Source organism: Mycobacterium aquaticum, assembly GCF_002086485.1.
GTDB lineage: Bacteria > Actinomycetota > Actinomycetes > Mycobacteriales > Mycobacteriaceae > Mycobacterium > Mycobacterium aquaticum.
The window spans coordinates 162,515-181,592 of record NZ_MVHF01000004.1; the positions used below are offsets into that span (position 1 = coordinate 162,515).

The following is a 19,078-nucleotide window of genomic DNA, read 5'->3' on the forward strand; positions in this document are numbered from 1 at the left end:
ATTCTCGCTGAGCAAATGGATTGGCGTCACCGGCGTCAGCGCGAAAGCTCCTAGATGTGAAGAGTTTTCTTGCTGCTGACGCATTCCTGAATCGAACCGTTGTTCTGATCGGCGGCGGATCTGGGATCGGATTCGCCGTCGCCAAAATGGTGGTATCAGGTGGAGGCAGGGTCGTGCTCGGTGGGCGCCGCGTCGATACGCTCACAGAGGCCGCTGCCAAGCTGGGCACTTCCGCGACTTGGCAGATCGTCGACACCGCAAATCAATCCACTGTAGAGGCCCTGTTCGCTCAGCTTGACTCGGTCGACGCCATCTTCACCACGGCAGCCACCTACATCACGGGATCCTTGCGCGAACTATCCCTAGAGGATGCCGCGTCGCCATTCGACTCAAAGTTCTGGGGCCAGTACCGCGTAGTCAAGGCCGCGTTGCCGGTGCTGACTGAGGACGCATCCGTCGTACTGATGGCAGGAGCGGCCGGCGCACGGCCAGCTGGGGCTGCGTCCGCCTATGTCGCCGCCAACGCGGCGATCGAGGGACTGGCCCGTGGACTTGCCGTCGAACTCGCGCCAGTACGAGTCAACGCGATATCGCCTGGCACCGTGGATGGCAATCTGTGGAACCGTCGCCCCCAACCCGTCCGGCAGGCCGCGTTTGACCATTTCGTCGACGCGTCGCTCATCGGACGGCTCGCTCAGGAGGACGAAATCGCTTCAGCCGTAATATATTTGTTCCTCAATGGCGTTACTACGGGTTCGACGCTCTATCCCGACGGCGGCTACAGCTTACGCTGAAGGCCTGAGAACCCGCGAACCTTCCTCCCGCGAACAGACACGCAGGTCCGCGACACGCCGCGTTTGGCGTACCTACCTGTCTGCTCGCGCAAGATTCGCGGTCTTCCCCCGATCGGGGGACAGCAGGTTCATCTGATGCGTGGGCCGGTCGGTCGATACTGACGTGTGTCGCAGTGGGGCATTCTTTTCTCAACACCGGATCACACCGGATGAGAACTTCAAAAGCCCACTGAGACAAAGGATCTGATCATGAGCATCTCCTGCCGCATCGCCGCCGGATACGCCGCTGGTGTCACTCTCGTCGCCGCTCCGGTCCTCATCTTCCTCGGTGCCGCCTCGGCCCGCGCCGATGTCTCGCCCGTCAACACCGGCCCGTCGGTGAGCCACCACGAGGCGTTCCCGGGCCAGCAGAACTTCCCGCAGCCCGGCACCGCGGTGCATCACCACCACCAGAACAACCACGCCTGATCGGCGTTGCCCGAGGAGCCCGGACATTGTCCGGGCTCTTCACTTGTGTGGGGCACCCCGTGAACAGGGCCCCGTGCACCCTCCCTTAGACATTCGCACAAAGTTGCCGATGCAGGATGTGCCTCGATGCGGCTGGCGCGGGGCCGCGGCGCTCGTCACGATTGGGCCACTTCGGCTCAAGGAGGAAATGTGGCGCTTGGAAGCCCAGAGAGTGTTGCCGACGATCCGGTGACGCCGTCGCGCGCGACCGGTCACGATGTCCTGAACCGCGGCTTCGGCTTCCGCGCCGCGTTGTCGCTGGCGTTCGCCGACATCTCGCCGATCGTGGCGCTGTACGCGATCTTCGCACTCGGCCTGTTCGCGGCCGGCCCGAGGTTCTTCTGGGCCTTCCCGATCGTGCTGTGCGGTCAGTTGCTCGTCGCGCTGGTCTTCGGTGAGCTGGCCTCGCGTTTTCCGTACGCGGGCAGCGTGTACCAGTGGGCGCGGCACGCCAAGGGCACGACGTGGGGCTGGACGGCAGCGTGGGCGTACATCTGGGGACTCACTCTGACGCTCTCCACCATGGCGTACGCCGCCGCGGGATTCATCCTCGAGGTGTTCGGCGTCGAGTCGCCCAGCCGCTGGCTGCTTGCCGCGGTTTCGATCGGCGTCATCTGCTTCACCACGGCCGCCAACATGATCGGCCGCCAGGTCCTCAAGGTCATGATCGTCGCGAGCATCATCTGCGAGATCGTCGGCTCGGTCGGGCTGGGTACCGTGCTGCTGCTCTTCCATCGCGTCAACCCGGTCTCGACCCTCTTCCAGGGCCTGCCGGACGGCTCCGGAAGCACGTTGAGCACCATGCTCATCGCGGTCGCCTTCGTGGGCTGGGCGTTCCTGGGCTTCGAGTCGGCAGGGTCGATCGCCGAGGAAGTGGAAAACCCCGAGCGCAACGTGCCGAAGGCCATCGTCTTCGCACTGCTGCTGGTCGGCATCATCGTGATGTACTCCGCGGCCGCCGTCATCCTCGCGATCCCTGACCTGTCGGCGGTGCTCACCGCGCAGAGCGGCGACCCGGTGTCGGCGACGCTGACGGCGCAGCTCGGCGCGTCGATCGCCAAGCCGTTGCTGCTGATGTTCGTCATCGGCTTCATGTCCGCGTGCCTGGCGGTGCAGTCGGCGGTGTCGCGGGCCGTGTACGGGATGGCGCGCGACCGCGCGCTGCCCGGCGCCGCGTTCCTGTCGAAGCTGGGCGGTCCCGAGCGGATGCCGATCCGGGCGATCGGGCTGACCGCGGTGGTCGCGGCGTTCTTCCTGCTGTTCGCCGGCTCGGACCTGTACAACGTGCTGGTCAACTTCTCGGTGATGGGTCCCTACATCGCGTTTGCCGTCCCGGTCTTCGCCGCCGCACTGACCCGGCTGGCCGGTCGCTGGGTTCCCGGCGCCTTCACGCTGGGACGCTGGGGTGCTCCGGTGACCTACGCGGCGGCCGCGTGGCTGGCGTTCGAGGTGCTCAACGTGCTGTGGCCGCGCACGCAGCCCGGTCAGCCGTGGTTCGTCAACTGGAGCATGGTCATCTCCCTGGTGAGCCTGGGCATCCTGGGCGTGGCCGTGTACGCGAAGTGCCGGGACCGCATCACGGTCCCGGTCGGAGAACGCGTCGACGCTGCGGTACAAGACGAGTCATAGCGTCGCCACCCGAATCCCGAGCAGATCCCCAGCATTGCGTGCCAGGCTGGGGCCATGGCTGCCAATCACACTTCGCGCCGTCAGCCGCTCCGCGCCGACCTCGTCCTGTCCGGTGGCGGCGTCAAGGGCATCGGTCTGGTGGGTGCCGCCGTCGGGCTGAAGGACGCCGGGTACGAGATCCAGCGGGTATCGGGTACATCGGCGGGCTCGCTCGTCGGCGCCGTGGTGGCGGCGGCAGCTCAGGGTGATCAGCTGACCAGCGACCAGCTGCGGGAGCTCGCGCTGAACGTGCCCTATCGGAAGTTCCGCGACAGCGGGCCGATCGAACGCATCCCGATTCTGGGGCCCGCGTGGGGGCTGCTGCGTGAGACCGGGATCTACCGAGGCGATTTCGCCCATGCGTGGATGCGTACGGAACTGAAGAACCTGGGCGTCAGCACCTTTGGCGACCTGGCCATTGACGACGACCAATTGCCGCCGGAGCGGCGCTACCGCCTGGTCGTCACCGTCACCGACCTGACATCGGGCCAGTTGGTGCGGCTGCCTTGGGATTACCGACGGCTCTACGGTCTGGATCCGGACGAACAGTTGGTGGCCGACGCCGTGCGTGCCTCGATGGCGATCCCGTTCCTGTTCCAGCCGGTCACCCTCGAAGGCGTCGGTGGGGAGCAGTACACGCTCGTCGACGGGGGCGTGTTGTCCAACTTCCCGATCGATTCCTTTGACCGGACCGACGGCAAAGTGCCGCGGTGGCCCACATTCGGCGCGACCGTGATTCCCTATCTGCCTGCGCCGACAATCGAGCAGCTGATTCCCGGGCTGGCGCCACTGCACGGTCCGCCGCTGTTGGAGAGCTTGATCACCACCATGCTGGTCGGCCACGACCAGACCTACCTCAATCAACCGTGGGTGAAGGTGCGGGCGATCCAGGTGGATTCCACTGCCACCGGGGTGCTCGACTTCGACATCACCCGCGACGAAGCCGAGGTGCTCTACGACAACGGGTACCAGGCCGCCACCGACTTCCTGGCCGCCTGGAACTGGCCGGCCTACATCGAGCGTTTCCGCGCGGACCATCGGGGAAGCTGACCTGCGATGCATCGGTTGTCGGGGGCGATGGTCGTGCTGGGTGTGATCGTTGCGGTGCAGGCGGGTTGTGCGACGGCCCACACGTCGGCGCCGCCGGCGCCCATCCCTTCGACCCCGCCGATGGGGTGGAACTCGTGGAACTCCGGTATCTCGCTCACCGAGAAGAACATCGACGACACCATCGATGCGATGGTGTCGTCCGGGATGCGTGAGGCGGGCTACCGCTATGTCAACATCGACGCGGGTTGGGCGGCGCCGCAACGGGATTCCAAGGGCGAGTTGCAGGCAGACCCGGTGCGGTTTCCCGACGGCATGGCCGCGGTCGCCCGTCATGCTCATGACCGCGGCATGATGCTCGGCCTCTACGCCAGCCCGTTCGACGAGCGGTGCAGCGCCCAGCCCGCACTCGCCAGCGTCGGGCATGAGGACACCGATGCGCACGAATTCGCCGACTGGGGTGTGGATTACCTCAAGTACGACTGGTGCCGTGACGAAGCCGACCACACCCACCAGGTGAAGGTGTTCACCGCGATGCGGGACGCGTTGCGCGCCACCGGCCGTCCCATCCTGTACAGCATCAACCCGAACAGCTCCGACGACCCGAGCGCGGGCTCACGCTACGACTGGTCGGGGGTGGCCGACATGGCCCGCACCACAACCGATCTGGTGCCGGTATGGCGGGACACCATGCCCCCGCTCGGACCGGCAGACCCTTTCGGCGACCACGCGTTTCTGGGCACACCGGACCAATTCGACGCTGCCGCACGGGTTGTCGGGCCGAGCAAACGCGGCTACTGGACCGACCCAGATGCGCTCGTCGTCGGGGTGAGCTGGAGCGATTTCGTTGCCCATCACCTGCCGTCGGTCCGCAATCATCTCAAGGTCAGCCAGACCGATTTGCCCGATGACCAACTCAGCCAATTTCTGCTCAGGCAACCCGACATGACGGCCGATGAGCAGCGGGCGAACCTGTCGCTGTGGGCCATGCTGTCGGCACCGCTGATCGCGGGCAACGACGTTCGGTCCATCAACGCACAAACGCGGGACATACTCATCAACCCCGATGTGATCGCCATCGACCAGGATCCCTCGGTCGGCCCGGCACGGCCGATGGCCGACCCCCGGGTGCTGGTCAAGCCACTCTCCGACGGCACGGTCGCGGTCGCGCTGTACAACTCGGCCGATACGCCCGAGTTGATTTCCACGACGGCCCTGCAGATCGGGATGGGCCCGGCAACCTGCTATGCGGTGCGAGATCTCTGGGCCCGCACCAAGACCCACACCCTCGACGTCATCGGGCGAGAGCCGGTGCCCCCGCACACGGTGACGTTGCTCAAGGTGAGTCCGGGGTGTCGGTAGGCGTCTCGGTAGGGATGTCCTCGACGCGGACGGGACGCAGCAGCGCCCACCCGATGAAAGTGGCCGATACCGCGATCAGTACCAGGCCCACCCACCAGTTGGCGCTGGTGCCGACGTAGAGGTCGACCGTGTTGTGGGCGGTGGACGGCTCGTGAGGGCCGAGCACCGCGGGCGCCAACCCGGCGATGGTCAGGAGCACGCCGAAGATACCCAGCAGCGCACCGACGATGTTGCGGATGTCGAACAGACGCACAAACACGGGCACCTCCTAGTGGAACACGATGTTGAGGACGACGACGCAGGCCAGCATCACGCCGGCCAGCGGAACAGGCTTGAGATACCAGGGCTTTCCGGCGTCCTCGGGATCACCGAACAGCTTCACCGGGGTCTGCGAATAGACCAACCCCTTCAGCTCCGTCTCGGGTTTCGGCGCGGTCACCAGGCTCACCACGACGCTGACGATGATGTCGACGACGAACGCGGCGCTGGCGGCCAGGAACGGCATGCCCTGCCCCGGCAGGTCGATCACCCCGGCCTTGGACAGCGCGAAAACGGTGATGGCCGAGAGCGTTCCGGCCACCAGGCCGGTCCAGCCCGCGGTCGCCGTCATCCGCTTCCAGAACATGCCGAGGATGAACGTCGCGAACAGCGGCGCGTTGAAGAAGCCGAACAGCGTCTGCAGGTAGTCCATCAGGTTGGAGTAGCCCGAGGCGATCAGTGCGGTGAAGATCGCCAGCACCGTCGCGGCGACCGTCGCGAACCGGCCGACCTGGATGTAGTAGTGGTCGGGCCGGTCCTTCACGATGTACTGCTGCCAGATGTCGTAGCTGAACACCGTGTTGAACGCCGAGACGTTCGCGGCCATACCGGCCATGAACGACGCGATCAGGCCGGTGACGGCCACACCCAGCAGGCCGTTGGGCAGGATGTCGCGGACCATGAGCAGGATGGCGTCGTTGTAGGTGACCTGGCCGCTGCCCGTGGATTTCAACTGCATCACATCGCCGATGGTGGCCGCGGCGATCATGCCGGGCAGCACCACCACGAACGGGATGAGCATCTTGGGGAACGACCCGATGATCGGCGCTCGGCGCGCCGCCGACATCGAGCTGGACGCCATGGCGCGTTGCACCTCGACGAAGTTGGTGGTCCAGTAGCCGAACGACAGCACGAAGCCGAGACCGAACACGATGCCGATCACCGACCACACGGGACTGGTGAAACCACTGAGCGCCTGCCCTGGCCAGGTGGTGAGCTGCTCGTGGGTGGTGGCGGTCACCGAGCCGTCGGCTTTGACGGTGTCGATCACCTTGTCCCGCAGACCGTTCCAGCCGCCCACCTTGATGAGCCCGAAGATCGTCAGCGGCACGAGTGCGGCGAGGATGACGAAGAACTGCAGAACTTCGTTGTAGATCGCCGCCGAGAGCCCGCCCAGTGCGGTGTAGGTCAGCACGATCGCCGCGGCGACGATCAGCGAAACCCATTGCGACCAACCGAGCAACGCGTTGATCACCGTCGCCAGCAGGAACAGGTTGACGCCGGCGATCAGCACCTGCGCAACGGCAAAGCTGATGGCGTTCACCAGGTGGGCGCCGGGGCCGAAGCGGCGGCGCATGAATTCGGGGACGCTGCGCACCTTCGAGCCGTAGTAGAACGGCATCATGATCACGCCAAGGAACAGCATCGCCGGGACGGCGCCGATCCAGTAGTAATGCATTGTGGCCAGGCCGATTTGGGCGCCGTTGGCCGACATGCCCATGATCTCGACCGCGCCGAGGTTCGCCGACACGAACGCGATACCGGTGACCCAGGCGGGTAGTCGGCGGCCGGAAAGGAAGAAATCGAGGCTGGAGGTGATCTGGCTGCGAGCCAGAAGACCGATGCCGAGCACGAATACGAAATAGATCGCGATCAGCGTGTAGTCGAGGATGCCGACGTTCAAGTGCAGGACGTTGGTATTCGTTTTCACTCCTTCGTCCAGAGGTCACGAAAGATACTAGTGTTCGGAACTGTGACGGAGCCGACACATTGGAAACTGGCCGACGGGCGCGACCTGTTTTTCTTCGCGCTGCCAGGACATGTGCCCGCGCCGGTGCCCGATCGGCGGCCGCTCGGCCCGGGCGGGTCGCACCCGACCGAACTGCGTTTCGACCGGACGACCGGGCAGTGGGTGATCATCGCGGCCGCGCGCCAGGACCGCACCTACAAGCCGCCGCCCGATCAGTGCCCACTGTGTCCGGGGCCGACGGGTGAGACGAGTGAGATACCGGCACCGGACTACGACGTCGTCGTCTTCGAGAATCGGTTCCCGAGCCTTTCGGGGGAGGGCGTGGTGGCTCCACCCGCCGACGCCGGGTTCGTCGCCGCGGCCGGCTACGGGCGCTGCGAGGTGATCTGCTTTACCAGCAACCACACAGGTTCGTTCGGCGAATTGCCCAACGCGCACGCCCGGTTGGTGGTCGATGCGTGGCGGCACCGCACCGCCGACCTTCTCAAGCGCACCGGTGTCGAGCAGGTCTTCTGCTTCGAGAACCGCGGCGAGGAGATCGGCGTGACGCTGACCCATCCGCACGGCCAGATCTACGCGTACCCGTACCTGACGCCGCGCACAGAGGTCATGCTGCGGCAGGCCGCCGAGTTCCGGGAGATCCACGGCGGCAACCTCTTTGAGTCACTGTTGGCCGCCGAGCAAGCAAACGGCCGGCGGCTGGTGGCCCAAAACGACCTGTTCACCGCGTTCGTGCCGTTCGCGGCTCGTTGGCCCGTGGAGGTGCACATCTACCCGAACCGGTTCGTGCCCAACGTCGTTGAATTGTCCACCGCCGAATGCGACGCGCTGGCCTCGATCTACCTCGACGTGCTGGGCCGCTTCGACCGCATGTACTCGGCTCAACTGCCGTACATATCGGCGCTGCACCAGTATTCGGGTGCCGGTGTGCAGGGCGACGGCTACTTCCACATCGAGCTGATGTCCATCCGCCGCAGCGCTACCAAGCTGAAATTCCTGGCGGGTTCCGAATCGGCCATGGATGCGTTCATCGGCGACGTGACGCCCGAGAGCGTGGCACAGCGGCTGCGGGAACTGGCATGACCGTTCGATACTCCGCTCCGGGCCGGGTCAACCTGATCGGCGAACACACCGACTACAACCTGGGATTCGCGCTGCCGATCGCGCTGCCGCAGCGCACATCGGTGGTGTTCGACCCGGACGACTCTGACGTGCTGGAGGTTTCGAGTGCGTTGGGCGACGGGCCGGTGCGGGTTCCGCTCGCGACGACGCCCGGCGAGGTTTCGGACTGGGCCGGCTACGTCGCCGGGGTGGTGTGGGCGCTGCGGCGCGCCGGGCATGCCGTACCGGGCGGGACGATGACGATCACCAGTGACGTCGAGGTGGGCTCAGGGCTGTCGTCGTCGGCGGCGTTGGAATGCGCGGTGCTGGGTGCCCTGCTCACCTCAGCCGGGATCGAACTCGACCGCATCGAGCAGGCCAGGATCGCCCAGCGCGCCGAGAACGAGTACGTCGGCGCGCCAACAGGTCTGCTCGATCAGCTGGCATCCTTGTTCGGGGAACCCGACCAGGCCATGCTCATCGACTTCCGCGACGTCACCGTCCAGTCGGTGCCGTTCGCCCCTGAAGCGTCCGGCACAGCGCTGCTGTTGATCGACTCGCGGGCCCGGCACGCCCACGCCGGCGGCGAATACGCGGCCCGCCGCGCGTCGTGCGAACGTGCTGCGGCGGCTCTCGGCGTGGCGTCGCTGCGCGAGGTGTCCACGGCCTCGGCGCTCGAGGCGGTCAAAGATCCCGTCGACGCCCGGCGGGCCCGCCACATCGTCACCGAGAATCAGCGCGTTCTCGAATGCGTTGCGGCGATGGCTGCTTCGGACTTCACCACGGCCGGTGCACTGTGGACCGCGTCGCACGCGTCGATGCGCGACGACTTCGAGATCACCACCGGCCATCTCGACCTCATCGCGGCGAGCGCCGTGCAGGCCGGCGCGTTCGGGGCGCGGATGACCGGTGGTGGCTTCGGCGGCTGCGTCATCGCGCTCGTGCCCGACGAACGGGCCGACGAGGTCGGTGACGCAGTGTGCCGCGCGGTCGCCGACGCCGGCTATCAAGACCCGACGATCACCAGGACCCACGCGGGAATTGGGGCTGGGCTCGGCGTTTAATGCCCAGACTCCCGGGGTAGCCGAGCGTCCAAGGCCGGCGTGCGTGCGCCGATCAAGCCGATGGAGCCGGCGGACGGGGAATTGCTGTGAAAGCGGTAACGTGGCATGGGCGGCGCGACGTACGGGTGGACACCGTCGCGGATCCGAAAATCGAACAACCCGATGACGCGATCATCGAAGTCACCTCCACCAACATCTGCGGCTCCGACTTGCATCTCTACGAGGTGCTCGGGGCCTTCATGCACGAGGGCGACATCCTCGGCCATGAGGCCATGGGTGTCGTGCGGGAGGTCGGTTCGTCCGTCGGTGACCTGTCCGTCGGTGACCGGGTGGTGGTGCCCTTCCAGATCTCCTGCGGCCACTGTTACATGTGCGACCGCCAGCTCTACACCCAGTGCGAGACCACTCAGGTCCGCGAGCAAGGCATGGGCGCGGCGCTGTTCGGGTACTCCGAGCTCTACGGCGAGGTGCCCGGCGGGCAGGCGGAATACCTGCGGGTGCCGCAAGCGCAGTTCACCCACATCAAAGTGCCCGAGGGGCCGCCTGACTCGCGGTTCATCTATCTGTCCGATGTGCTGCCGACCGCCTGGCAGGCAGTCGCCTACGCCGACATCCCCGAAGGCGGATCCGTCACGGTCCTCGGGCTCGGCCCTATCGGTGACATGTCGGCACGCATCGCCAGCCATCTCGGGTACCGGGTCATCGCGGTCGACCGGGTTCCCGAGCGGCTGATGCGCGCGGAGGCTCGCGGGATCACCACGGTCGACCTCGACACCCTCGACCGCTCCCTGGGTGACGAGATCCGGTCGATGACCGCCGGGCGCGGTACGGATTCGGTGATCGACGCGGTGGGGATGGAGTCGCACGGTTCCCCGGTCGCGCAAGCCATGCAGCGGGTCACGGCCGCGCTGCCGGACATGATCGCGAAACCCATGATGCAGGTGGCCGGCCTGGATCGGCTCGACGCGCTGTACTCCGCGATCGACATCGTGCGACGCGGTGGCACCATATCGCTCATCGGGGTGTACGGCGGCAGCGCCGACCCGCTGCCCATGTTGACGATGTTCGACAAACAGGTGCAGCTGCGGATGGGGCAGGCCAACGTGAAGAAGTGGGTCGACGACATCATGCCGCTGCTCACCGCCGACGATCCGTTGGGCGTCGACACCTTCGCAAGTCACGTGCTGCCGCTCGATGACGCGCCGCGGGCCTACGAGCTGTTCCAGAAGAAGCAGGACGGCGCCGTCAAGATGATGCTGAAGCCCTGAGCGGTTATCGCAGCTTCACCATCCGCGTCGTCGAACTTTCCTCCAATTCGACAACATCGGACCGGGACCGCAGAAAATCACTGAAAGACCGGAATCCCAAGGACTTTTCGCTGAACGAAGGGTCCATCCGTTTCATCTGCGCCTTCACCGCGGAGTTGTGCAACCAGTCGACGTCGTCTTTCTCCAGCCCGATCTGTAGTGCCCGCGTCAGCAGCGCGGTGGCGGCTGCCTGCGGGTCGGGCTCCTCGGGTTCTGCGGGTTCGGCTGCCTTGGTCCGTCGGGTGCGTTTCGGCGGCTCCTGCTCGGCGGAGCGTTCCGGTTCCACGGTCGGCACACCTGGCAGAGCGTCGTAGATGACGAATTCGTCGCACGCCGCGGCCAGCGCCCGGCTCGACGATCCGGCCACACCGATGCCCACTACGTAGCGTCCGAGCCGTTTGCACCGCTGGGCCAGCGGAATGTAGTCGGAATCGCCGGCGACGATAACCACGTGAGTAAGGTCGGGCAACCGGAACATGTCCTCGACCGCGTCGACTGCCAGGCGGATGTCTGCGCCGTTCTTGCCGTAGGCCGCCGCCGGGAACAGCTGCACCAGGTCGACGGCCCGGCCCACCAGCTGTTGCCGGTAACCGGCGTTAACATCTGCCGACCAGTCGGCGTACGCCCGGGTGAGGACAAGTGTCCCGAACGATGAGGCGAAGTCCAGAATGGCGCCGACGTCGACGGTGGACCGGACCAGGCGGTCCGCGTCGAGGCCCTTGGCTTTGTCGCGCTGGAACGAATTCCGCCCGTTGACCTGGTCGTACCGTGAGATCACGATGTTGTCGAAGTCGAGGTAGACCGCGACGCGAGGGGCTGCAGGTTCGGTCATGGGCCCAGTCTGGTCCATTGACCTCGGAAACCGCACGAATCGGGGTGGACGCTACGCTGGCAGGCATCACGCCTCAGGTGGCCCGGACAATGCCGCCGCAATGAACGGACCGGGAACGCACGTGGCAATCAGCGACATCGCGGCATACGCGCAATTGAGTCAGGCCGACATCGACGCGTTTGGGGCCGAGCTCGACACAATCCGTAGGGATATCGAAGCGTCGCTCGGTGAGCGTGACGCGGCGTACATCCGGCGGACGATCATCTTTCAACGAACGCTCGACGTGGCCGCTCGGCTACTGATCGCAGGTAGCCGTTCCAAGGTTGGTTGGCTGGCTGGGGCGATATCGCTGGCATACGCGAAGTGCGTCGAGAACATGGAGATCGGCCACAACGTATGCCATGGCCAGTGGGACTGGATGAACGATCCGGAGATCCACTCGACCACCTGGGAATGGGACATGGTCGGCCCGTCCGAGCAGTGGCGCTACTCACACAATTACCGCCACCACGTGTTCAGCAATGTGCTCGGAGTGGACGACGACCTCGGCTTCGGCATCCTGCGGATGAGCCGCGACCAAGAATGGCAGCCCCAGCATCTGGTACAGCCGGTGCGAAACTTCTTGTTGGCCATGATCTTCGAGTGGGGCATCGCCCTGCACGATTTCTATTCCGCGCGGGACAGGGCCGATACCGACGCAGCCAAGAACCAGGTACGGCGAACGCTGCGAGCTAAGATCGGCAGACAGCTGGGCAAGGACTATGTGGTGTTGCCCGCGCTGAGCCTGCACCGGTGGCGGCGGACCCTGGCGGCCAATCTCGCCGCCAACTTGCTGCGCAACCTGTGGGCGTATGTGGTGATCTTCTGCGGCCATTTCCCTGATGGTGCCGAGAAGTTCACACCGCAGACGCTGCAGGAAGAGACGCGACCCGAGTGGTACCTGCGTCAGATGTTGGGGGCGGCGAACTTCAAAGCCGGTCCCGTGCTGGCATTTTCCAGCGGCAACTTGTGCTATCAGATTGAACATCACCTGTTCCCCGACCTGCCGAGCAACCGACTCGCCGAGGTCAGCGTGCGGGTACGCGACCTCTGCGACAAGTACGGCGTGCCGTATACCAGCGGGCCGCTCACTCATCAGTACCTGCAGACACTGAGAACGATTTTCAAGCTCGCGCTTCCGGACAGCGGCTGGAGTGGGATTCGAACTAGCTGTCGTTCCGGCATTCGGCAGATGCGAGGCTGAGACGCCCAGGCGGCTACCGCCCTAGTTCGCGCGGTTGAGCCCAGTCGGGCGGGTGGCGGGTTCGGTCATGAACCCAGTCTGGCTTATGAATGTCCGACTGTGCTGATTTGGACCCATGCCGAGGTGGGTAGTCCTAGAGTTATTGCTGTCACCTCAAGGGGCCATGATGGGTGCAAAGACTACAGGCGATGGATTGGCCGACGTCGTAGTTACGGCGGCGGTATCGACGACTGCGCTGTCGGCGGACGCCGAGGAAACCTGGCAGTTGTTGCTGGAGGGCCGCACCGGTATCCGCGACCTCGACAGTCCGTTCGTGACCGAATTCGATTCGCCCGTACGGATCGGCGGGCAGCTCACCGAGAATCTCGAAGATATTCTGAGTCGCGTTGAGCGTAAACGCCTTTCGTACACAGGTCAGATGGCGACGGTGCTCGGCCGGCGGCTGTGGGAGAGCGCCGGGGCACCCGACATCGACACCCGGCGGCTGCTCGTGTCGATCGGCCTGGCGCTCGGTTCGACCGAAGAACTCACCATGCAGTACGACACCTGGCTGCAGAAGGGATTGCGCGCCGTACCCCCGACCGCCATCCCGAAGTACATGCCCAACGGGGCGGCTGCCGCGGTCGGCTTGGAGCGCCAAGCCAAGGCGGGCGTCATCTCTCCGCTCATGGCCGACGCGTCCGGGGCCTCGGCCATCGCTCACGCGTGGCGGCACATCATCTTCGGCGACGCCGACATCGCCATCTGCGGCGGTGTCGAATCGTGGATCGAGGCGGTGCCCGTCGCGGCGTTCTGCCAGTTGGGCATGCTCTCGACCTACAACCAGGATCCGTCAGCCGCGTGCCGTCCGTTCGACGCCGACCGCGACGGCATGGTGTTCGGCGAGGGCGGCGCGTTGATGCTCATCGAAACTGAGGAGCACGCCAAGGCGCGCGGCGCCCCTATTCTGGCTCGGCTCATGGGAGTCGGTATCACCTGCGACTGTTACGACGCTGTCGAACTGGACCCGGAAGGGGAGCGCGCCGGCGCCGCGATCAGCCGGGCCATCGAACTGGCCGGCCTCACCCCGGCCGATATTGATCACGTCAACGCGCACGCCACCGGGACGGTGGCGGGTGATCAGGCCGAGGCGCATGCCATCCACAGGGCCCTCGGCGCCCAGATGCCCGCGGTGTACGCGCCGAAGGCAGCGCTGGGCCATTCGCTGGGCGCCGCAGGTGCGGTGGAGGCGGTGCTGACGGTGCAGGCCCTGCGCGACGGTGTCATCCCGCCCACGCTGAACCACAAGAACCACGACCCCGAGATCAACCTGGACGTGGTGGCCGACCAGCCGCGCCGCGGCCATTTCCACTATGCGATCAGCGACTCGTTCGGATTCGGCGGCAACAACGTCGCGTTGGCCTTCGGCGCGTACTAGTTCCGTTTGGCGAAGGTGAACTGCGCGACCTCGGCGATGCCGCGGCGGAAGAAGTCGGCGCATCCCGTCAGGTAGTGCATGTAGCGCTCGTAGACCTCGGTCGAGGTCGTGGCGATCGCCGCGTCCCGGTGCGCGGCCAGGTTCGCCGCCCAGGTGTCGAGGGTGCGGACGTAGTGCGGATTCATCAATTGCAGCTCGACGGTGGAAAAGCCGGAACCGGACGAGTATTCGAGGACATCCGCATCGGAGGGCAGCTGGCCGCCGGGAAAGATCTCCTTGCCGATGAACCGCGTGAACTTCATGTCGCTGATGGTCACCGGGATGGCGTGCTCACGCCAGTAGTTGATCGGATGAGTGAAGATCGTCTCGAGCACCATCGACCCAGTGGCGGGCAGCACCCGGTGCGCCATATCGAAAAATGCTGCGTAACGGGACTTTCCGAAGGCTTCGAACGCCTCGATGCTGACGATGCGGTCCACGGGATCGTCGAACTGTTCCCAGCCCCGCAAGTGCACCTGGTGTGACCGATCGGTCCCGACGGTGTCCAAAAGGCTTTGCGTGTAGGCGTGCTGGTTGCGGCTCAAGGTCAGGCCGACGACGTTGACGTCGTACTTTTCGATGGCGCGTTTCATCAGCGCACCCCAGCCGCACCCGACGTCGAGCAGCGTCATGCCGGGCTGCAGTCCGAGTTTGTCGAGGGCGAGATCGATCTTGGCCAGCTGAGCCTCTTCCAGCGTCATGTCGTCACGCGCGTAGAACGCGCAACTGTAGGTTCGCGACGGGTCCTGGAACAGTCCGAAGAAGTCGTCCGAGAGGTCGTAGTGGGCCTGCACGTCCTCGAAGTATGGACGCATCTGCGCTGTGGCCGTGCTGCTCTGCGCCATCGGATGACCCCCTCTGTGATTGAGTTATGTTTTCTCGCAGGTGAATTGGCACACGTCGGTGTAGCCCTTGCGGAACAGGTCCGCGCAGCCCGTCAGGTACTTCAGATACCGCTCGTAGACCTCGTCGGAGGTGATCGCGATGGCCTCGTCCTTGTGGGCTTCCAGGTTGGCGGCCCAGGTGTCCAGGGTGCGGACGTAGTGCGGACGCAGGCGTTGTTTGCGGGTCACATCGAAACCTGCTGTGGTGGCGTGGTCTTCGACCATCGCGATCAGCGGTATCCGCCCGCCCGGATAGATCTCGGTGACGATGAACCTGAAGAACCGCATGAGCGACATGGTGGTCGGCAGTCCGAGTTCGGCGACCTCTTCCTTGCTGGTGGAGACGATGGTGTGCAGCAGCATCACGCCGTCGCCGGGCAGCAGGTCATAGGTCTTCTTGAAGTAGTCGTCGTACTTCTCGAAGCCGAAGTGCTCGAACGCTCCGATCGAGACGATCCGGTCGACCGGCTCGGTGAAGTCTTCCCACGGTTGCAGCCGAACCTCTTTGCTGCGCTTGCTGTCAGACTCCGCGAAACGTTGCTCGATATGCTCGAGCTGATTGTGCGAGAGCGTCAAGCCGATGACGTTGACGTCGTATTTCTCCACCGCACGCATTATGGTCGAGCCCCAGCCGCAACCGATGTCCAGCAACGTCATCCCGGGTTGCAGGCCCAGTTTGCCAAGGGCCAGATCGACTTTCGCCATCTGTGCCTGCTCCAGCGTCATGTCGTCACGTTCGAAGTAGGCGCAGCTGTAGGTCTGGGTGGGGTCTTGCCACAGCCGGAAGAAATCGTTGGACAGGTCGTAATGAGAGCGGACTTCGTCTGCCGTCGACCCGTGTCGTTCGCCGGGCCGCGCGCCGATGAAAGGTGTTGTGGTTTTATCGCATCGGGTAGCTGTCACTATCCGCCGCCCGTCTATTGGCAGGATTCGATAGCTGACTGACGTACCGCTTCTTCATACGCCGTTTCGGAACATTACTCCGCTAATTGCCTGGTGACCAGACTTCCTTGCGAGATCATGAAACATGCTGTGCGCAAATCTGTTTGGTCAGGTGAGCCGTTCCATTGCGCGGCGCGCGTACTTGCGTGTCCGCGGCCAACTGTCTTTCAGGTGGGGTTCGATCAGGTGGCGCACGTTGGCGGCGTTCATCTTGATCAGCGTGGGAATCACGACGTCCGCCCACCGATCGAGGTAGGGGAGCACGACGTCGCGTGACTGCGTGGTCTTCACCTTGCCGAAGTACTCGGTGAGGAAGAACTTTGCGCTGTTGTCGTCGGCGAGTTCACCGAACAGCTCGAGTATTTGGTCGAAGTGCCGGGGCAACGCGATGCGGGCAAGTACCTGCCCGGCGCCGTCCGAGAACGGTGACGGCAGTGGCGGCTGCTGTCGGCGTATCTGGATGATCACGAGATCGATGGCGCGCTGATTGCCGCGGGCTGCCGGGTCGTTGAGCCGCCAGATGAGCCCGCCGCGAATCAGTTCGCGGTGACGCGTTTCCGGGCCGGGAATGCGTTCTTCCAAGTGCTCCAGCCAGTCGAGAACGATGGGAATGGCCTTGGGGACGGTGCGCCCGGGAAGCCGATTGATTGTGTAGCAACGGTATCCGGCGGCCGCGAGATCCTCCATCAGCCGCCGGTCGAAGCCGTTCTCGCCGTCGCGTAACCAGACCGGAAGGTTGTCCATCCAGTCGTCATCGTCGGGGATGCCGGCCTCGGGCTGCGGATCGAGTGTCGGCTTCGGCTTCTCCCTACGGGCCTTGCGGGCCGCCGCGGCCGCGTCTTTGTCGACAGGGCCGGTCGACTCGATGTCGGCGATGCCCCGGCGCAGGCGGGCGAGCACTTCGTCGCTGTTGCTCACAGCGCGTTGCGGTTGGCGATGGTCTTGGCCAGCTGCAGCGTCTTGCTGCCGTCCTCGCTGGTGTCGCTGACCCGCAGGTCGACCACCATGTTGTCGACAGCCACGATCGCGCGATGTGTGATGAAGCCGGTTCCGGAGCCGGGTGCGTCGCGGGTGATGTCGATGCCGTCGACCACGCTCGGCACCGCCATCAGCCGGGACTTGAGCGTCCGCCCTCCGTCGTAGCTCAGCGTCAGTGTGCCGGCTCCACAGCGGCGCCAGATGTCGACGGTGCGAGTGACGAGGGCTCGGGCGGCCTGCGGGCTGTCGAACGCCGTGATGGCCTGGTCGACTTCGACGAGGCCGGCCTCGTCGGCGAACTGCGTCGGTACTGCCGGTAACCACTGTCGCGGTAGACCCAATCCATCGCGTTGCCGATGGCCACGATGCACTCGGGACGTGACAGTGGTTCGAAGAGGTCGTTCTTCATCGGTGCCCGCAGGGCAGTCTTGGGGCGGATGGTGTCGATGGTGCCCATGATGGTGTTGATCTCCGCTTCACTGGCCATCATGCTGCCCAAAACGTCGACCTGCGGCTGATTCGGGTCGGGCGGCACGCGAGCCGTGCACGCGGTGAGCGCGAGCAGCACCACCCCTGCGCTGGTAGCACGCAAGAGTTTGCCGACGCCCCGGCGCGGCACCCGCATCACGGCCTCAGCGACCACGGTTCCCCCTCAAATCTGTTGGCTGATCCTATGCCCGCCTCACGGCCCGCCGACGCGGCAATTTGGGCCTCGCCGGACTAGGCGAGTAGCCGTTCCCCCGATCGGGGGACAAGGGATTGGGCCGGTGCAGGGGCCGGTTGGTCGATGGTTCGCGGGGCCGGGCGGCGGCATTCTTATTTCAACGCCGGAACACACCGGATGAAATACGAAAAGCCTTATCCGACAAAGGAGTCGACATGACCATCACCCGCCGTATCGCCGCCGGTTTCACCCTCGCCGCCGCCCCGGCCATCATCTTCCTCGGTGCCGCCTCGGCCCACGCCGACGCATCTGTCGCCAACCACGGCCCGTCGGCCAGCCGTCACGAGGCCTTCCCGCATCAGGACAACACCCCCAAGCCGGGCACCTCGGTGCATCACCACCACCAGCGCAACCACGCCAAGTAACCAGCGCAGCAGGCGCAGCGCCTGGTCGTCCGAACGGCGGACATCGGCACGCGGGACGGCCGGGCAGGCTTCATACAAAAACCGAAGTGGACGGTTGCGTCCACTTGTCGGTGGGTATTGCAACGATGTCGGGTTCAGATGATGGATTGAGGTTCGGTGATCGGCATGCGAGCTCGGCAGGATGCGCTGGTACACATTCTGGGCGAGGCCGGTTATAAGCCGGCAGCAACGCGGTCCATGCGCCCCCACTTGAAAAGCTTGCGACCGCAGGATCAGCAGGAGATCCTGCGGTTGTACCGTGCGCTCGGTGGCACTCTCGATGAGCCGCGGCTGCGGCCCGGCCCGTGGGATTGCGTGCTCGAAGGCGGTCTGATCGTCGAGCTCGACGAAAGCGAGCACTTCAACAGGTACCGCAGGAAAACCCTTGAACAGGCGTGGGCGCAGCGGCTGCCCTGGTGCGAGACCTACCTGCGGTACTGCGGGCAGTACGAGAGCGCATGCTCCGCGGAGCGGGGCTGGGGCAGCTATTGGACGAGCATTGCGACGGAGCGGCTGTTCGGGCCTGCAGGGCCTGCCCGGCTGCTCGAAGGTGCCGGGTCGCCGCGCTGGAAGCAACGCGCACTCTACGACGCGATGCGCGACATCGCTGCGGTCGGTTCGGGTGTCCGGCTGGCGCGGCTGGCTGTCTACGACATGATCGGCGGCGCGTCGCTCGCCGAGATGCTCGACGGTAAGCCCGTCGACCGCGATGCGCTGCGGGAGTTCGTCGACGAGCGGACGGCGCAGGGCTAGCCCG

Annotated in this window: 18 protein-coding genes and 1 pseudogene; 12 read left to right on the top strand and 7 right to left on the bottom strand. The window is 65.2% G+C overall.

The features are described 5' to 3' along the window. Positions 1-56 precede the first annotated feature (56 nt). The 5 genes from BST13_RS06210 to BST13_RS06230 all read left to right on the top strand — a co-directional run bounded on the left by BST13_RS06210 (position 57) and on the right by BST13_RS06230 (position 5,378). Positions 57-794 carry an SDR family oxidoreductase gene (locus BST13_RS06210; protein WP_083161731.1) on the top strand — a complete coding sequence of 246 codons (738 nt, stop codon included), beginning with the start codon at positions 57-59 and terminating at the stop codon, positions 792-794. Positions 795-1,043: 249 nt separating this feature from the next. After that, positions 1,044-1,262, top strand: coding sequence for a hypothetical protein (locus BST13_RS06215; RefSeq protein WP_062829224.1), 219 nt, complete (start codon positions 1,044-1,046; stop codon positions 1,260-1,262). 189 nt (positions 1,263-1,451) lie between these two features. After that, a complete protein-coding gene (locus BST13_RS06220; protein ID WP_245839395.1) occupies positions 1,452-2,930 on the top strand; it encodes an amino acid permease in 1,479 nt (492 codons plus the stop codon). Between the two features lie 54 nt (positions 2,931-2,984). Beyond that, entirely contained in the window at positions 2,985-4,019 is a 1,035-nt protein-coding gene (locus BST13_RS06225) for a patatin-like phospholipase family protein (protein WP_083161735.1), read from the top strand. A 6-nt stretch (positions 4,020-4,025) separates the two neighbouring features. Then, positions 4,026-5,378, top strand: a complete 1,353-nt coding sequence (locus BST13_RS06230; RefSeq protein WP_083161737.1) for a glycoside hydrolase family 27 protein — start codon at positions 4,026-4,028, stop codon at positions 5,376-5,378. Here the strand turns inward: BST13_RS06230 and BST13_RS06235 are convergent. Both BST13_RS06235 and BST13_RS06240 read right to left on the bottom strand, forming a co-directional pair. Beyond that, on the bottom strand, positions 5,353-5,637 hold the full coding sequence (locus tag BST13_RS06235; protein WP_083161970.1) for an Asp23/Gls24 family envelope stress response protein: 285 nt from the start codon (positions 5,635-5,637) through the stop codon (positions 5,353-5,355). The genes BST13_RS06230 and BST13_RS06235 overlap by 26 nt on opposite strands. A 9-nt stretch (positions 5,638-5,646) precedes the next feature. Beyond that, entirely contained in the window at positions 5,647-7,347 is a 1,701-nt protein-coding gene (locus BST13_RS06240; protein WP_083161739.1) for a sodium:solute symporter family protein, read from the bottom strand. A gap of 42 nt (positions 7,348-7,389) precedes the next feature. Between BST13_RS06240 and galT the strand changes: the two genes are divergently transcribed. The 3 genes from galT to BST13_RS06255 all read left to right on the top strand — a co-directional run bounded on the left by galT (position 7,390) and on the right by BST13_RS06255 (position 10,819). Beyond that, positions 7,390-8,469 carry a galactose-1-phosphate uridylyltransferase gene (gene galT, locus BST13_RS06245; protein WP_211296020.1) on the top strand — a complete coding sequence of 360 codons (1,080 nt, stop codon included), beginning with the start codon at positions 7,390-7,392 and terminating at the stop codon, positions 8,467-8,469. After that, entirely contained in the window at positions 8,466-9,551 is a 1,086-nt protein-coding gene (locus BST13_RS06250) for a galactokinase (protein ID WP_083161743.1), read from the top strand. The genes galT and BST13_RS06250 overlap by 4 nt, the downstream gene beginning before the upstream one ends. A gap of 86 nt (positions 9,552-9,637) precedes the next feature. Next, the gene (locus tag BST13_RS06255) at positions 9,638-10,819 is read left to right on the top strand and encodes a zinc-dependent alcohol dehydrogenase (protein ID WP_083161745.1); all 1,182 of its coding nucleotides are present in this window, start codon (positions 9,638-9,640) and stop codon (positions 10,817-10,819) included. A gap of 4 nt (positions 10,820-10,823) precedes the next feature. Here BST13_RS06255 and BST13_RS06260 read toward each other — a convergent pair whose 3' ends face one another. Then, a complete protein-coding gene (locus BST13_RS06260) occupies positions 10,824-11,690 on the bottom strand; it encodes an NYN domain-containing protein (RefSeq protein ID WP_083161747.1) in 867 nt (288 codons plus the stop codon). 121 nt (positions 11,691-11,811) lie between these two features. On the opposite strand from BST13_RS06260, the gene BST13_RS06265 reads away from it, so the two are divergent. Both BST13_RS06265 and BST13_RS06270 read left to right on the top strand, forming a co-directional pair. After that, positions 11,812-12,933 (top strand): fatty acid desaturase family protein, encoded by a 1,122-nt coding sequence (locus BST13_RS06265; protein WP_083161749.1) that lies wholly within the window; start codon positions 11,812-11,814, stop codon positions 12,931-12,933. 166 nt (positions 12,934-13,099) lie between these two features. Then, positions 13,100-14,350: a KasA/KasB family beta-ketoacyl-ACP synthase gene (locus BST13_RS06270; protein ID WP_083161972.1), complete on the top strand. Its 1,251-nt coding sequence runs from the start codon at positions 13,100-13,102 to the stop codon at positions 14,348-14,350. Here BST13_RS06270 and BST13_RS06275 read toward each other — a convergent pair. The 4 genes and pseudogenes from BST13_RS06275 to BST13_RS40390 all read right to left on the bottom strand — a co-directional run bounded on the left by BST13_RS06275 (position 14,347) and on the right by BST13_RS40390 (position 17,818). Further along, positions 14,347-15,234, bottom strand: a complete 888-nt coding sequence (locus BST13_RS06275; RefSeq protein ID WP_083161751.1) for a cyclopropane mycolic acid synthase family methyltransferase — start codon at positions 15,232-15,234, stop codon at positions 14,347-14,349. The two genes, BST13_RS06270 and BST13_RS06275, sit on opposite strands and share 4 nt — an antisense overlap. A 24-nt stretch (positions 15,235-15,258) precedes the next feature. Next, the gene (locus tag BST13_RS06280; protein WP_083161974.1) at positions 15,259-16,137 is read right to left on the bottom strand and encodes a cyclopropane mycolic acid synthase family methyltransferase; all 879 of its coding nucleotides are present in this window, start codon (positions 16,135-16,137) and stop codon (positions 15,259-15,261) included. Between the two features lie 186 nt (positions 16,138-16,323). Beyond that, positions 16,324-17,133 (bottom strand): HEAT repeat domain-containing protein, encoded by an 810-nt coding sequence (locus BST13_RS06285; protein WP_245839396.1) that lies wholly within the window; start codon positions 17,131-17,133, stop codon positions 16,324-16,326. Then, a pseudogene (locus BST13_RS40390) lies at positions 17,130-17,818 on the bottom strand (sensor domain-containing protein). Before BST13_RS40390 ends, BST13_RS06285 begins: the two are co-directional and overlap by 4 nt. Positions 17,819-18,072: 254 nt before the next feature. On the opposite strand from BST13_RS40390, the gene BST13_RS06295 reads away from it, so the two are divergent. After that, positions 18,073-18,282 (top strand): hypothetical protein, encoded by a 210-nt coding sequence (locus BST13_RS06295; RefSeq protein WP_029371448.1) that lies wholly within the window; start codon positions 18,073-18,075, stop codon positions 18,280-18,282. Positions 18,283-18,447: 165 nt separating this feature from the next. After that, positions 18,448-19,074, top strand: a complete 627-nt coding sequence (locus BST13_RS06300) for a DUF7255 family protein (RefSeq protein ID WP_083161979.1) — start codon at positions 18,448-18,450, stop codon at positions 19,072-19,074. Positions 19,075-19,078: the final 4 nt, after the last annotated feature.

Excerpts from the sequence above, each read along its gene's own strand:
- BST13_RS06300 (WP_083161979.1), top strand. The coding sequence starts at position 18,448 with ATGCGAGCTCGGCAGGATGCGCTGGTACACATTCTGGGCGAGGCCGGT.
- BST13_RS06250 (WP_083161743.1), top strand. The coding sequence starts at position 8,466 with ATGACCGTTCGATACTCCGCTCCGGGCCGGGTCAACCTGATCGGCGAA.
- BST13_RS06270 (WP_083161972.1), top strand. The coding sequence starts at position 13,100 with ATGGGTGCAAAGACTACAGGCGATGGATTGGCCGACGTCGTAGTTACG.
- BST13_RS06230 (WP_083161737.1), top strand. The coding sequence starts at position 4,026 with ATGCATCGGTTGTCGGGGGCGATGGTCGTGCTGGGTGTGATCGTTGCG.
- BST13_RS06215 (WP_062829224.1), top strand. The coding sequence starts at position 1,044 with ATGAGCATCTCCTGCCGCATCGCCGCCGGATACGCCGCTGGTGTCACT.
- BST13_RS06275 (WP_083161751.1), bottom strand. The coding sequence starts at position 15,234 with ATGGCGCAGAGCAGCACGGCCACAGCGCAGATGCGTCCATACTTCGAG.
- BST13_RS06260 (WP_083161747.1), bottom strand. The coding sequence starts at position 11,690 with ATGACCGAACCTGCAGCCCCTCGCGTCGCGGTCTACCTCGACTTCGAC.
- BST13_RS06295 (WP_029371448.1), top strand. The coding sequence starts at position 18,073 with ATGACCATCACCCGCCGTATCGCCGCCGGTTTCACCCTCGCCGCCGCC.
- BST13_RS06225 (WP_083161735.1), top strand. The coding sequence starts at position 2,985 with ATGGCTGCCAATCACACTTCGCGCCGTCAGCCGCTCCGCGCCGACCTC.